Here is a 14,686-nt window from a genome sequence, read left to right as displayed (position 1 = left end):
TCGCCTGCGTTCAGCTCCGGTGGACCGCCCCTGCCAGGGGGCGCAGCGGCGGCCGGCTCAGCGCAGCTTGAGCACGTCCTGCTCGGTCACCAGCGATGCGCGATGGCCCCAGGACTGCCGCACATAGCTCGCCACGGCCGCCATCTCGGCTTCGCTGAGCGTCTGGCGCAGCGGCGGCATGCCGAAGGGCCGGGGATGGGCGGGCGTGGTCGGGGCATAACCGCCATGGGCCAACATCTGCAGCAGGTTCTGCGGCGACGCCAGCGTGACTGCCCGATTGCCGGCCAGCGGCGGATAGGCGGGCGCGCCGTCGATGCGACGTCCCTGCCCCTGCTCGCCGTGGCAGTCGGCACAGTGGCGAGCGTAGACGCGTCGGCCCAGATCCGTCTGGGTCGGCGACGCGGCCTTGAACGCGGGCGCCGCCTCGGTCTCCCGCGGCAGCTGATGCAGATGGCGCGCCATCGCCGCGGCATCGGCATCGCTGAGGTATTGCAGGCTGTCGGCGACGACGTCCGCCATCGGCCCGAGCGCCGCACCCCGCTCGGACCAGCCCGACCGCAACCAGGCCGCGATCTCGTCCTCGCGCCAATCCTGCAGGCCCGCCGCCTGCGGATCCGCCAGCGACGGCGCCCACCAGCCCTCGTCCCCCACCCAGCCGCCACGCAGCCGTGGCGCATCCCGCAGCGCCCCCAGCCGGTTGCGCGGCGCATGGCATTCGGCGCAGTGGCCCAGCACCTCCACCAGATAACGGCCTCGAGCGGCCACGGTGGCATCGCTCATCGAGGCCGACCGCTGCGCCGATGGCAGGCCATCGTCCTGTCGGGTCGAGGTCGCCTGATCCACCGGCCGAAAGTACAGCAGCCGCCACACCGCCAGGCTGGTCTGCCAGCGGTAGGGCCAGCCGAGTTGATGCGAGGGCACCGCCTGTCGGACCGGCGCCTGCGCACGCAGCCAGGCGAAGATCGCATCGCTGTCCTCGCGCGTCAGCCCGGTGTAGCTGCCGTACGGAAACGCCGGATACAGCAGCCGGCCCTCGCGACTGCGCCCGTGGTGCATCGCGGCCCAGAAGTCATCCTCGCTCCAACGCCCGAGGCCCGTCTCGGGATCGGGCGTCAGGTTGCTGCTGTAGAGCGTGCCGAAGCGTGTGCCCAGCGGTACGCCACCGGCCAGCGGTGCGCCGCCACGGGCGGTGTGGCAGCCAGCACAGTTGCCGATGCGAGCCAAGTAGGCGCCACGCGACACGACGTCTGCGGCGGCCATTCCCGATGCGGACGCGGCGACCGGTGCAGGACCGGACGCGCCAGGGGCGGAGGACACAGAGGTCGTCGATGCAGCCGATGCCGTAGATGCCAAGCCATGCTCACGCCACCAGGCCGCCCCCACCACGAGCGTCCCCAGCAAGGCCAGTGCGCCGAGCCCGATGCCGATCACCCTGCGCAGCCTCATGGCGACAGCCCTCCGCAGGGCAGCGCCGTGGGCGTGCTGCTGGGTGGCGCGGGCTCGGCACCTGGGGGCTGGATCGACAGCCAACTCGCCACCGCCGCGATTTCATCGGGCTTCAACGCGCGAGCGATGTCCGCCATGCAGTCCGGCGCGTTGGCGCGGCGCTGGCCGCTGCGCCAGGCCCCCAACTGAGCCACCAGATAGTCCCGCGGCAGGCCGAGCAATCCGGGGATGGCGGGCTGACGCCCCGTCATCGCCGCGCTGTGGCAGTCCGCGCAGGCCGGCAGTCGGCGGGCCGGATCGCCCAGACGCACGAGCGACTCTGCGCGTCGACGGTCCTCCGGCGACAGGCCGATGGCCACCGGCGGCGGATACGGCAACGACTGCGCGGCGAAGTAGCCGGCGATTTCATGCAGATAGTCGTCGGTCATGTGGCGAAGCAGACCGCTCATCAACGCATGCGCGCGGCGACCATCGCGGAAATGACGGAGCTGATTGAACAGGTAGCCCGCCGGCTTGCCCGCGAGGCGGGGAAAGTAGCCGTCCGGCGTCGCCCGGCCCTGCTCGCCGTGGCAAAGCATGCAGGCCTGCACTCGCTCGCCGATGTCATTGCGCAGCGGCCGCAACGGGCGCACCGCCTCGCTGCCCGGCGGCGTCTGGCTCGCCGCCTCGGCCGGCCCACTCCAAGGCGCCGGCTCGGCGGCGCGCATCAGCGCCTCGCGCCCAGCCGCCTTCGCTGCACCCGTTGCCCCGGGGTCAGCCGCTGCACCCGTTGCACCAGCCGCAGCGGCCATCCACAAGCCCAATGCCGCCGCGCCGAATCGCCACATCGTCATGTCCATGCGGGCCATCATCGCGGATTACCCACCGTGCGTGGCGCCAGTGCGGCCAGCCTTTTCGTCGACGAGGTCCTCCCCCAAATGGCAGAGAAGCCGTCACGTACAGTCTTCGCATGGCTGAACGTCCTCTCCACCACGGCGCCGCCGCCCCCTCTGCGCCTGCATCGCAGCTCCCGCCGACGGGCCGTCAGGCGGTCCGGCGTCACGCCTTGATGCGGTCCTCGCTGCTGCGACGCCCAGACCCGGACGGCCATGCCAAGGTGAGCTTCGCCGAGCTGTTCTTCGACCTGGTGTTTGTCTTCGCCGTCACCCAGCTCTCCCACACCCTGATCGCCCATTTTTCGTGGGCCGGCGTGGCCCAGACACTGTTCCTGATGCTGGCGGTCTGGTGGGTCTGGATCTTCACCTCCTGGGTCACCAATTGGCTGGACCCGGAACGCGTGCCAGTGAGGATCTGCCTGTTCGTGTTCATGCTGGCCGGCCTGGTGATGTCCGCCGCCTTGCCTCGCGCCTTCGACGACCGCGCCCTGATGTTCGCCGGCGGCTACACCGCGATCCAGGTCGGTCGCACGCTGTTCTTCCTTTGGGCGGTGCGAGGGGGCGACCGCCGGCTGGCGCGCAACTTCCATCGCATCGGCGTCTGGCTCGGCTTCACCGCAGTGCTCTGGCTGTGGGGTGCCTGGGACGACTCGCTGCGCGTGCCGCTCTGGATCACCGCGCTGTCGCTCGAATACCTCGGCCCGTCGATGGGCTTCGCGGTGCCGGGATTGGGACGTTCATCGACCGCAGACTGGAACGTCTCCGGCGGTCACCTCGCGGAACGGTGCGCCCTGTTCGTCATCATCGCGCTGGGCGAGTCGTTGCTGGTCACCGGCGCCACCTTCGCCGACCATCCGATGACGCCCACCGGCATCGCCGCCTTTGTCGTCTCCTTTGTCGGCAGCCTCGCGATGTGGTGGCTGTATTTCGACACCACCAATGACCTGGCCGCCGGCCGCATCGCCCACAGCGACGATCCGGGCCGCCTCGCCCGGCTGGCCTACACCTACCTGCATCTGCCGATCGTGGCCGGCATCATCGTCAACGCGGCGGGCGACGAGTTCGTGCTCGCCCATCCCGGCGGCGCGACCTCGGTGGCCACTGCCGTCTGCCTGCTGGGCGGGGTCGGTCTGTTCGTGCTGGGCGTGGGGCTGTTCAAGTGGTCGGTGGTGGGCCGATGGCCGTGGTCGCATGCGGTGGCGCTGCTGCCGCTGGCCGCTGCGGGCTGGGTTGCCACCGATTGGTCACCGATCGCCACCAGCGCGCTCGCCTGCACAGTGGTGGCGGCCGTGGCCGCGTGGGAGCGCCACACCCGCGCCGCCTGCCTGCCCGCCGATGCGGCGACGCGATGAGCGGCCGGCGCCGCTTCTCGCACCGCCCGCCGCGCGGACGCCGTACCCTCGCTGCTCTACAGCCCATCCCGTTGCCGCCATGACCGAAAACGCCCGTCCCGTCGTTCAGTTCCTGGATCAGCCTCATCCGGGAGACGCCCTGTTCCCGCCGCAGACGCGTCGGCTGACGGTGGAGGTCGAATCCGCCACCGCCGCCGAGCCCGCCGTGCAGATCCATGCGCGGGTCCTGTCGCACCAGCCCGGCGCGCCCGCCCTGCTGTTGCTGCACGGCCATCCGCAGACCCATGTGATCTGGCACCGTGTGCTGCCCACCCTGGCCGACCACTTCACCGTGGTGATGCCGGACCTGCGAGGCTACGGGGAATCGTCCAAACCGGTCGGCGATGCGGACCATGTCCGCTACAGCAAGCGCCGCATGGCACTGGACATGCGCCTGCTGATGGGTGCGCTGGGACATGACGCCTTCCATGTGCTGGCCCACGACCGCGGCGCCCGCGTGGCGCATCGACTGGCGGCGGACCATCCGGAGGCCGTCCGCCGCATGGTGCTGCTGGACATCGCGCCCACGCTGGCGATGTATGAGCAAACCACCGAAGCCTTTGCCCGCGCGTACTGGCACTGGTTCTTCCTCATCCAGCCGGCCCCGTTGCCTGAACGCCTGATCGAGGCCGATCCCGCCGCCTATGCGCTGGACGTGATGGGCCGTCGCCATGCGGGCCTGGCCGCCTTCGACCCCCGCGCCTTCGCCGAGTACCAACGCGCCCTCGCGTTGCCGGGCACCGCGCATGGTCTGTGCGAGGACTACCGCGCGGCCGCCGGCATCGATCTGGTCCACGACCGCCAGGACCGCGACCAAGGCGCCCGGCTGGCGATGCCGCTGCGGGTGCTGTGGGGTGCGCAGGGCGTGGTCGCCAAGTGTTTCGATCCGCTGGCGGAATGGCAGCGTGTGGCCGGCGATGTCAGCGGCGGCACCTTGCCCTGCGGTCACTACATTCCCGAGGAAGCACCGCACGCCCTGCTCGATGCCGCGCTGCCGTTCCTGCTCGCCGATCGCGATCCGGCGGCGGGAGGCTGATTGGCGAGGCGCTTCACCGTCGCGGCCATCACCGACGAAAAAAAGGGCGTGCATCGCTGCACGCCCCAATGACGCCGCATCGGCGTCGTTCGTCTCTCAGGAGGACGGTGGGATCGGTGATCCTTCCTCGCCCGATCAGGCGGCTGGGGCGCTCGAGGCCCAGCCGCCACCCAGCGCCCGCACCAGGCCCACGGTCGCCTGATACTGCGCCGCCTGCACCTGCAAGGCCGCGCGCCGGTTGCGCAGTTCGCTGCGACGGGCATCCAGCAGATCCAGTTGGCTGACCAGGCCGTTGCGATAGCGCGAATCGGACAGCGCCGTGGCCCGCGTGGCCGACTGCACCGCCTGCGATTGCACCTGCGCCTGCTGGGACAGCAACTGCAGACCGCTGAGCGAATCCTCAACCTCCCGCAGCGCCTGCAGCAGTTGCTGGCGATAGCCCGCCATGGCCAGGTCCAGTCCCGCCTTGGCTGACTCCACACCCGCCTTGCGACGGCCGCCGTCGAAGATCGGCAGCGACAGCAGCGCATCGACCGACCAGGCGCGGGCCGACCACTTGAACACATCGCTCAATTCGGGCGAGGCATAGCCGCCATTGGCGGTCAGCGTCAGGCTCGGGAACCAGGCGGCCTGTGCCACGCCGACACGTGCCTGCGCGGCAAGCAGGCTGCGCTGCGACGCGGCCACATCCGGACGACGGGCCAGCATGGCGCTTGGCAGTCCGCCGGGGATGGCGGGCAGCGGCGCCAGCGCCGTGTCCTCGGACAGCGAGAAGCTCGACGCCGGCTCGCCCAACAGCACGGCCAGCGCGTTCTCCAGCTCCGCACGGCGACGGTCCAGCGCCACCGCCTCGGCTTCGGTCGCCGCGACTTCCGTCTGCACCCGTGCCAGATCCAGCTCAGCCACATCGCCAGCCTGATAGCGACGCTGCGTCAGCGCCAGCGTCTCGCGGTAGGCGGCGACGGTGTCGCGCACCAGGCGACGTTCCTGGTCGGTGAAGCGCAGTGACAGATAGGTCTGCGCCACATCGGTCTGCACGATCAGCCGGGTGCTTTCCAGCAAGGCCTCACGGGCCTGCGCATCCAGCAGCGCGGCACGGCTGGCTTGCGACAGCCGCCCCACCAGATCCAGCTCCCAGCTCGCGCCCACGCCGGCGTTGTACAGCGTGGACGCCGCCGGGCCCTGGCCCGCCACCGTGCCGCGGGCAGCACCGGCGGAGACACCCACCTGCGGCAGCCGGTCGGCATCGGCACTGCGCACCAGGGCGCGGGCCTGGGCCAGTCGGGCCACTGCCGATTGCAGGTCGGTGTTGCCGGCCAGCGCGCGGCGTTCGAGGTCGTTCAGTGCGGTGTCGCCAAACACCAGCCACCAGTCGCCTCGCGGCTCGGCATCGGCCGGCGGCACCACCGCCCATTGCCCCTCGGCCACGGCGGCCACCGTACCGGACTTGTAGGCCGACGGCGTCGCCGGCAGACGGCTGTCGTCGATCGGCGGCGGCGTGGCGCAACCCGCGAGCACCAGCGCCGCGAGCAGGCTCGTCATCATCAGTTTCATGGCTTGGATCCTTGTCGATTCCAGTCGTTGCGCCCGGTCAGGGGCGCGTTCAGCAGCGATTGGTGCCGGGCTCATTCATGGTCGCGACGGGGCGCTGCCGGATGGGGCCGCGCATCACCGCCGCCGCCGTGACCACCCTGGTCGCCATGCGCGCCATTGCCGCCGGCGCCACCACCGTGATTGCCGAAGTCATGTCCGGCGCCTTGCTCCGGTTGGGCGAATGCCTCGAGGTGCGGGGTCTCGCCATGCTGCTTCAGCGGCTTGTTGCCGGAGAGGCGACGCAGCAGCACATAGAACACCGGCGTCAGGAACAGGCCGAAAGCCGTCACGCCGATCATTCCAGCGAACACCGCCACGCCCATCGCATTGCGCATCTCCGCACCGGCGCCCTTGGCCAGCACCAGGGGGAGCACGCCCATCACGAAGGCCATCGAGGTCATCAGGATCGGGCGCAGACGCAGACGGCTCGCTTCGATCGCCGCCTGCAGCGGGGTGCGGCCGGCAAACTCCAGCTCGCGGGCGAACTCCACGATCAGGATCGCGTTCTTCGCACTCAAGCCCACCAGCACGATCAGCCCGATCTGGGTGAAGACGTTGTTGTCCCCGTGGCTGATCCACACGCCGGTCATCGCGGCGAGCAGGCCCATCGGCACGATCAGGATGATCGAGATCGGCAGTGCCAGGCTTTCATATTGCGCGGCCAGCACCAGGAACACCAGCAGGATGGCCAGCGGGAACACCCACAGCGCAGAGTTGCCGGCCAGGATTTCCTGATAGGTCAGCTCGGTCCATTCATAGCTGATGCCGGGCGGCAGGGTCTCCGCCGCGATGCGGGCGATCGCGTCCTGCGCCTGGCCGGTCGAGTAGCCGGGGGCGGCGCCGCCGTTGATGTCGGCAGACAGGAAGCCGTTGTAACGCATCGCACGCTCGGGGCCGAAGCTGGGCTCGACCTTCATCAGCGCGGACAGCGGCACCATCTCGCCGGTGGCCGAGCGCACCTTCAGCAGGCCGACGTCCTCGGCACGGGCACGGAAGGCCGCATCCGCCTGGACCCGCACGGTGTAGGTGCGGCCGAACTTGTTGAAGTCGTTCACATACAGGCTGCCAAGGTAGATCTGCATGGTGTCGAACACGTCCGTCACCGCCACGCCCAATTGGCGGGCCTTGGTGCGGTCCAGGTCGGCATACAGCTGCGGCACGTTCACCTGATAGCTGGAGAACAGACCCGCCAGCTCGGGCGCCTTCGAGGCCTTGGCCATGAAGGCCTTGACCGCTGCATCCAGCGCCTCATAGCCCAGGCCGCCGCGATCTTCCAGCTGGAACTTGAAGCCACCCGTCGTGCCCAGGCCATTGACCGGCGGCGGCGGGAACATCACCACGAAGGCGTCCTGGATGGCGCCGTACTGCTGGTTCAGGCTGGCGGCGATCTCGCCGGCGGACAGGCCCTTGCCAGTGCGTTCGTCGAAGGACTTCAGCGTGGCGAAGACGATGCCCGAATTGGCGCTGTTGGTGAAACCGTTGATCGACAGGCCCGGGAAGGCCACCGCATTGGCCACGCCCGGCGTCTTCAGCGTGATGTCGCTCATGCGGCGGATCACGTCCTCGGTGCGGTCCAGCGTGGCGCCGTCCGGCAGCTGGGCGAAGCCGATCAGGTACTGCTTGTCCTGCGCCGGCACGAAGCCGCTGGGCACCGCCTTGAACAGGCCCACCGTCACCGCGATCAGGCCCGCATACAGCACCAGCATCACGATCTTGCGGGAGATCGCCTTGGTCACGCCGCCGCTGTAGGCCTTGGCGCCTCGGTTGAACAGCCGGTTGAAGCCGCCGAAGAAGCGGCCCAGCAGCTTGTCCATCACCCGGGTCAGCCAGTCCTTGGGCGCATCATGGCCCTTGAGCAGCATCGCCGCGAGCGCGGGGGACAGCGTCAGCGAGTTGACGGCCGAGATCACGGTGGAGATCGCAATCGTCAGCGCAAACTGCTTGTAGAACTGGCCGGTCAGGCCGCTGATGAAAGCCAGCGGCACGAACACCGCCACCAGCACCAGGGCGATCGCAATGATCGGTCCGGAGACCTCCTTCATCGCGCGGTAGGTCGCGTCACGCGGGTTCAGGCCCGCCTCGATGTTGCGCTCGACGTTCTCAACCACCACGATCGCATCGTCCACCACGATGCCGATGGCCAGCACCAGGCCGAACAGCGACAGCGCGTTGATCGAGAAGCCGAACAGATGCATCACCGCGAAGGTACCGATGATCGACACCGGCACGGCCAGCAACGGGATGATCGAGGCACGCCAGGTCTGCAGGAACAGGATCACCACCAGCACCACCAGCGCCACGGCTTCGAGCAGGGTGTGCACCACCGATTCGATCGAGGCACGCACGAACTGCGTCGGGTCGTAGACGATCTCGTAGTTGACGCCTTCGGGCATCGACTTCTTCAACTCCGCCATCGTGGCGCGCACGTTGTCGGAGATCTCGATCGCATTGGAGCCGGGCGCCTGGAAGATCGGGATCGCCACCGCGGACTTGTTGTCCAGCAGCGAACGCAGCGCATATTCGGCGGCGCCGAGTTCGATCCGGCCCAGGTCGCGCAGGCGGGTGACCTGGCCGTTGGTGCCGGTCTTGACGATGATGTCGCCGAACTCTTCCTCGTTGTTGAGGCGGCCCTGGGCGTTGATCGGCAGCTGCAGATCAATGCCGGTCAGGCCCGGCGACGCGCCCACCACGCCGGCGGCGGCCTGCACGTTCTGCTCGCGGATGGCCTGCACCACATCGCTGGCCGAGAGGCCACGCTCGGCCACCTTCTGCGGGTCCAGCCAGACGCGCATTGAGTAGTCGCCCGAGCCGAACAGCTGCACCTGGCCGACGCCCTGGATCCGCGCCAGGCGGTCCTTGACATTGAGCACCGCGTAGTTGCGCAGGTAGGTCATGTCGTAGCGGTCATTGGGCGACAGCAAGTGAACGACCATGGTCAGGTCGGGGCTGCTCTTGACCGTGGTCAGGCCCAGGCGACGCACCTCTTCCGGCAGGCGTGGTTCGGCCTGCGAGACGCGGTTCTGCACCAGTTGCTGGGCCTTGTCCGGGTCGGTGCCCAGCTTGAAGGTGACGGTCAGCGTCATGAGGCCGTCGGTGGTCGCCTGGCTGCCCATGTAGAGCATGCCTTCGACGCCGTTGATGGCCTCTTCCAGCGGCGTGGCCACCGCTTCGGCGATCACCTTGGGGTTGGCGCCGGGATACTGGGCGCGGACCACCACCTGCGGCGGGACGACCTCCGGATATTCGGAGATCGGCAGCACCCGCAGCGCGAGCAGGCCGGAGACGAAGATCAGCACCGACAACACACCCGCGAAGATCGGGCGGTCGATGAAGAATTTGGAAAGATTCATGTCAGTCTTTCAATGCGACTGGGTTCGGGGCGGGAGAGTCACTGAAGGCGCGGTCGTCGCTGAATTCGCTCACTTGCGGAATTCGCGACGCTCGGCGCGGACGATCAGGACTTCTCCGCCTTCGCCGATTCCTGCTTGGCCTGGATCTCGGCCTTGGCATTCATCGGCACCATCTGCGGCTGCACCAGGGCGCCCGGGCGAACCCGCTGCAGCCCGTTGACGACGACCCGCTCATTGACCTGCAGGCCGGAGGTGACGATGCGCAGGCCGTCCACATTGGCGCCAAGCTGCACCTCGCGGTAGCTCAGGGTGTTGTCCTTGCCCACGACCATCACGAAACGCTTGCTCTGGTCGGTGCCGACCGCGCGCTCATTGACCAGCACCGCCGGGCGGCTCTTGGACTGGCCCAGGCGGATGCGGGCAAACTGGCCCGGCATCAGCGCGCCGTCCTTGTTGTCCAGGACCGCGCGCACCCGCACCGTGCCGCTGCGTGCATCCACCTGGTTGTCCACCAGTTGCAGACGGCCGGCGAACGGCGCGTCGACCGTGGCCGCCGTGCCGATCTGCACCGGAATGCGGTCGATCTGGTTGCGGGCACCGGCGCCGCCGGGCAGCTCGGCCAGGGCGCGCGCCACGGTCTTCTCATCCGCATCGAAGCTGGCGTAGATCGGGCTGACCGAGACCAGCGTGGTCAGCACCGGTGCGCCGGGTCCGGCCGCGACCAGGTTGCCCTGGGTCACTTCCAGCTTGCCGACGCGGCCGGCCACCGGCGCGCGGACCTGGGTGTAGCCCAGGCTCAGGCGAGCGGTCTGCAAGGCGGCCTGGGCCGCGCGCAGGTTGGCTTCCGCTTCACGGGCGGCATTGCTGCGTTCATCGAGTTCGCGCTGGGCGATGGCGCGCTCGCTCCACAGGCGGGTGGAGCGCTCCAGCTCGCTCTTGGTGTAGCTGACGCGGGCCTGGGCGGCGAGCACCTGGGCATCGGCGCGGTCGACCTCGGCCTGGTAGGGCGCGGGATCGATGGTGATCAGCAGCTCGCCGGCCTTGACCAGCGCGCCTTCGCGGAAGTGCACCGATTGCACCGCACCGGCCACGCGTGAGCGGACATCGACCCGCTCCACCGCTTCCAGGCGGCCGGAGAACTCGTCCCAGGCGGCCACATCCTGGCTGGTCACGGTGGCGACGGAAACAGGGATGGCCTGCGGCGCTGCGGCCGCCGGGTTGGCTTCGGCCTGCTGGCTGTGCAGACCCACGACCACCGCCGCCACCACGGCGGCCACGGCAGTCAGGGAGGTGGCGGTCAGGGCCAGCGGATGCCGGCGGGAGATCAGGTTCTTCATGTTGTGGACTCCGTAGACGATGGGGCGAAGAGAGGAAGCAGGTCGGCGAGCGGCGGTTCGAGGGTCAGGGGCTCAGGAATCAGAGGAATCAGAGGGATCAGAGGAATCAAAGAATTCAGCAGCATCAGGACCTCTCCGGGATCGCGGAGATCCTGGGGAGCGGGGAATTCGGAGCCGGATCAGGGATCCGGCGATCAGCAGTCGTCGGGTCAGGCGGGCTGGGGCCGCAAGGGACCGGTGGGTGGGAAGCGCGCCAGGAAATCGCTCAATCGCTGTCGCAGTGCGCGGGCCCACGGGGCTTGCAGTCCCGGCAGCGCGGGCAGGCGCATCAGGCTGTGGGGCCAACCGCTGGGACCCTCGATCAGTTCCTGTCGCACCTCGACGCCGGCGCGTTTCATCGCCCGGGCATACGCCAGGGATTCGTCGCGCATGGGATCGTCTTCGGCGCTGACGATCAGCGCCGGCGCCAGGCCGGCCAGACGGCTGGTGCAGGCGGGCGCCGCATACGGATGGTCGCCCTCCTCCAACTGGCCCAGGTAGGCGCGCCAGCCCAGGGTCCATCGGCATTGGCCGTCGCCGGCCTCGGCCTGACGCAGCGAGGCGGTGGCCAGGCAGGGATTGAGCATCGGACCGATCAGGATCTGGCCGGCCAGGCGGCGATGGCCTTGATCGCGCGCCATCAGGGCCAGGGCGGCGGCCAGATTGCCGCCGGCCTCCTCACCGGCGACCAGCACCGGGCTGGCCTTGCCCGACAGGCGACTGCGCGCCTTGTACAGCCCATGCAGCAGGGCATCCAACGTCTTGAGCGCGGCGGGGAACATGCGGTCCAGCCCGATGGGGTAATCCACATCCACCACCACCGCACCGGCTTCGGCCAACAGGCGCGAGACCAGTTCGCCGCTGTCCAGGTCGCCGCTGGTGAAGGCGCCACCATGCAGATGCATCACCAGGGGCGCATCCTTGCGGCGGGTCGCTCCCTTGTAGACGCGCACCGGCAGCACGCCGTCGCCGGCGGGCAGGAGGTCGTCTTGGCAGGAGGTAAGCGGCAAGGCATCCATGGGAAAACGCAAAGGCCTGCACAGACAAGGGGCAGGCGAACATGTTGCAATGCAGCGAAATTTACGGATTGCCCGCCGTTCGATAAACAGGCGCCGACGCGAATCAATATTTCGCCGGCGAAACAATGACTCGGGCAGGATGGCGACCTCGCGCACGCGCGGAGGGTCATGACAAGAGCGCTGCGATGGCCGCCATGGCCGCCAACGCTCAGGACGAGGATGAGAACGAGGGCCGCAGCCCGCAAGGACGACCGCAGACAGGTGCGGACGGTGCGAACGCGGTCCACAAAGGTCGGAAGAGGTCGATCACATGGACAAGCTCAATGCAATGCAGGCCTTCGCGCGCGTCGTGGAGGCGGGAACCTTCACCAAGGCGGCGGAGTCGATGGACCTGCCCAAGACCGCGGTGACACGGCTCATCCAGTCGCTGGAAGAGCATCTGAAGGTCAAGCTGTTGAACCGCACCACCCGGCGCGTGAGCGTGACGCCGGACGGCGCCGCCTACTATGAGCGGGTCACCCGGCTGCTGTCGGACATCGAAGAGCTGGAAGGCACCGTCTCCCATGCGCGGGCGGCACCGCGCGGACGCATCCGGGTGGATGTGGCCTCGTCGGTGGCGCGGATGCTGATCATTCCCGCACTTCCGGAGTTTTATGCAAAGCATCCGGACATTCAGATCGACCTGGGCGTCTCGGACCGGCCGGTCGACCTCATCGGCGACAACATCGACTGCGTGGTGCGCGGCGGCGAGATCACCGACCAATCGCTGGTGGCGCGCCGCATCGGCGACTGGGGCTACGGCTGCTGCGCCTCGCCGGACTACATCCGCCGCCACGGCCTGCCGCAGCATCCGCTGGAGCTGGAATCGGACCAGCATTTCGTCGTCAGCTATTTCTCGGCGCGCACCGGCAAGCGCTTTCCGTTCGACTACAGCAAGAACGGCCAGCGTTATGAGATCTACGGCCGCTATCAGGTGTCGGTCAACGACGGCAATGCCTACATGACCGCCGGGCTCACCGGCCTGGGCGTCATCCAGGCGCCCTACTTCATGATCAAGCCGCATGTGGACGCCGGCGAGCTGGTGCCCTTCCTCTGCGACTGGGAGTCGGACCCGCTGCCGCTGTATGTGGTGTATCCGCCCAACCGGCACCTGAGTACCAAGCTGCGGGTGTTCGTCGATTGGGTCGCCGAGCTGTTCGACCGCCACACCCAATGGCAGAAGCAGTTGATCGCCACCTGCGATGCGAAATCCGGCACCGAGGCCCGGACGTCGCCGGCAGCGGCCAACGGCGCGAAGCAGGCGGTGCTGAGCGCGGCCTGAGACTGCCCCTGCTGGCTGCGACCTCGGCCTGCAAACTGCCGACGAGGTGCCGACAAGGTGCCTGCCAGGTGCGTGGCACCAACGTGCCAGTCGGGGCGGCTCACACCCGTGCCGTGAAGCCCATGCGCCGGGGCGCTGTCAGCCCGCGCAGTCGCGGGTGCGGGTCGAGGTGCCGTCCAGCAGGGCGGCAAGTTCCTGCGCATAGGGCGCCTCGAAGGCGCTGTCGTGGGTGCCCCCGGCGATGCAGTAGCGCGTGGCCCCCTGGGCCGCGAGAAAACGCCGCTCGTCCTCGGACAAGCGTCCGACGGCACGGTCCGCCGTGGATTCCACCATGATGAGTCGATTCAAGCTCCGGCCCGCCAGTTCACGGGTCAGCGGCAACCGGCCGATGTCCGCCTCCAGCTTGAGCTGAGACAGGCTGAAGGTCTGGGTCTGCGGTGGGTCGCCGGGCGCGCGGTTGTCATCGCCTTCGCGGGTCTCCCGGGTCGGCTGGTTCGCCGCCAGCGCGGGCTCGCCGCCATCCGGAAAGCCCCATTGCTCGCCACGGCGCATGCCCTGCCACACCACGTCCGGCATATCGAGCCGGCCGTTCAGCACCAGGAAGCGGTCGACCAACGTCGCCAGAGCGGGATGTCGGGCCCATGCACGCAGGACCAGGAACGAGCCGAAGGAATGGGACACCACCTGCACACGCCGACCCTGGGCGGCGAAGTGTCGGATGACCCGGTTCAGGATCTCCACCGACACCTCGTTCTCGCGGATCGCGCGCGCATACGACAGGTCCGGATTGGCGACGATCGACGGATTGAGGGTGTTGGCCTGATGCACCCGCACCAGCGTGTGCTCGGTGAGGACCGGGTGCAGGTCATCAAGGCCCTCTTCGGGCACCAGAAAGTCCACCGGACCACCTTGCAGGAACAACACCACCGTGCTCGACGACGCATTGCCGCTGAGGGCATACAGCCGGGTCACATCCGGCGGCAGCTCGGTGACAGGCCCCTGATAGGGCGGCACGTCGGACGGATTCACGATCTCGATCAACTCCGGCGCCAGCCGGACACTCCCTCCTCCGCCACCACCACCGCAAGCCTGCAGCAGACCGGCACACCCCACAGCGGCTGCGATCACCGCGGTGCTCGACTTCCAGGACATAGACACTCCTTGCAGAAAGCGTGAGAGCGTAGGGAGCGAGGCCTGTCCGGTCACTGACCCGAATCGATCGACTTGATCACTCGAATGCCTGGCAGATCCGCCGACTGGCGCCCCAGCGCGCGTCGAT

General features: G+C 68.7%; 10 protein-coding genes. 3 read left to right on the top strand and 7 right to left on the bottom strand.

Going from position 1 to position 14,686, the window contains the following annotated elements:
* Positions 1–57: 57 nt before the first annotated feature.
* Both N4261_RS04730 and N4261_RS04725 read right to left on the bottom strand, forming a co-directional pair.
* Positions 58–1,446 carry a c-type cytochrome gene (locus tag N4261_RS04730; RefSeq protein WP_261759063.1) on the bottom strand — a complete coding sequence of 463 codons (1,389 nt, stop codon included), beginning with the start codon at positions 1,444–1,446 and terminating at the stop codon, positions 58–60.
* Positions 1,443–2,285, bottom strand: a complete 843-nt coding sequence (locus tag N4261_RS04725; protein WP_261759062.1) for a c-type cytochrome — start codon at positions 2,283–2,285, stop codon at positions 1,443–1,445. The genes N4261_RS04730 and N4261_RS04725 overlap by 4 nt, the downstream gene beginning before the upstream one ends.
* Positions 2,286–2,494: 209 nt before the next feature.
* Between N4261_RS04725 and N4261_RS04720 the strand changes: the two genes are divergently transcribed.
* Together N4261_RS04720 and N4261_RS04715 are read left to right on the top strand one after the other, a co-directional pair.
* Entirely contained in the window at positions 2,495–3,673 is a 1,179-nt protein-coding gene (locus tag N4261_RS04720) for a low temperature requirement protein A (protein WP_261760610.1), read from the top strand.
* A 79-nt stretch (positions 3,674–3,752) separates the two neighbouring features.
* The gene (locus N4261_RS04715; RefSeq protein WP_261759061.1) at positions 3,753–4,748 is read left to right on the top strand and encodes an alpha/beta fold hydrolase; all 996 of its coding nucleotides are present in this window, start codon (positions 3,753–3,755) and stop codon (positions 4,746–4,748) included.
* Positions 4,749–4,883: 135 nt separating this feature from the next.
* Here N4261_RS04715 and N4261_RS04710 read toward each other — a convergent pair whose 3' ends face one another.
* The 4 genes from N4261_RS04710 to N4261_RS04695 all read right to left on the bottom strand — a co-directional run bounded on the left by N4261_RS04710 (position 4,884) and on the right by N4261_RS04695 (position 12,086).
* Positions 4,884–6,302, bottom strand: a complete 1,419-nt coding sequence (locus tag N4261_RS04710) for an efflux transporter outer membrane subunit (protein WP_261759060.1) — start codon at positions 6,300–6,302, stop codon at positions 4,884–4,886.
* Between the two features lie 71 nt (positions 6,303–6,373).
* Positions 6,374–9,691, bottom strand: coding sequence for an efflux RND transporter permease subunit (locus N4261_RS04705; protein ID WP_261759059.1), 3,318 nt, complete (start codon positions 9,689–9,691; stop codon positions 6,374–6,376).
* Between the two features lie 104 nt (positions 9,692–9,795).
* A complete protein-coding gene (locus N4261_RS04700) occupies positions 9,796–11,028 on the bottom strand; it encodes an efflux RND transporter periplasmic adaptor subunit (protein ID WP_261759058.1) in 1,233 nt (410 codons plus the stop codon).
* A 209-nt stretch (positions 11,029–11,237) separates the two neighbouring features.
* A complete protein-coding gene (locus N4261_RS04695; protein ID WP_261759057.1) occupies positions 11,238–12,086 on the bottom strand; it encodes an alpha/beta hydrolase in 849 nt (282 codons plus the stop codon).
* A gap of 310 nt (positions 12,087–12,396) precedes the next feature.
* Between N4261_RS04695 and N4261_RS04690 the strand changes: the two genes are divergently transcribed.
* Entirely contained in the window at positions 12,397–13,407 is a 1,011-nt protein-coding gene (locus N4261_RS04690) for a LysR family transcriptional regulator (RefSeq protein WP_261759056.1), read from the top strand.
* Between the two features lie 138 nt (positions 13,408–13,545).
* Here the strand turns inward: N4261_RS04690 and N4261_RS04685 are convergent, their stop codons facing one another.
* On the bottom strand, positions 13,546–14,559 hold the full coding sequence (locus N4261_RS04685) for an alpha/beta fold hydrolase (RefSeq protein WP_261759055.1): 1,014 nt from the start codon (positions 14,557–14,559) through the stop codon (positions 13,546–13,548).
* Positions 14,560–14,686: the final 127 nt, after the last annotated feature.

It is taken from the genome of Roseateles amylovorans (assembly GCF_025398155.2).
Taxonomy (GTDB): domain Bacteria; phylum Pseudomonadota; class Gammaproteobacteria; order Burkholderiales; family Burkholderiaceae_C; genus Roseateles; species Roseateles amylovorans.
Note: the sequence above shows the minus strand (reverse complement) of the source record. Positions and strands in the feature narration are given on the sequence as shown.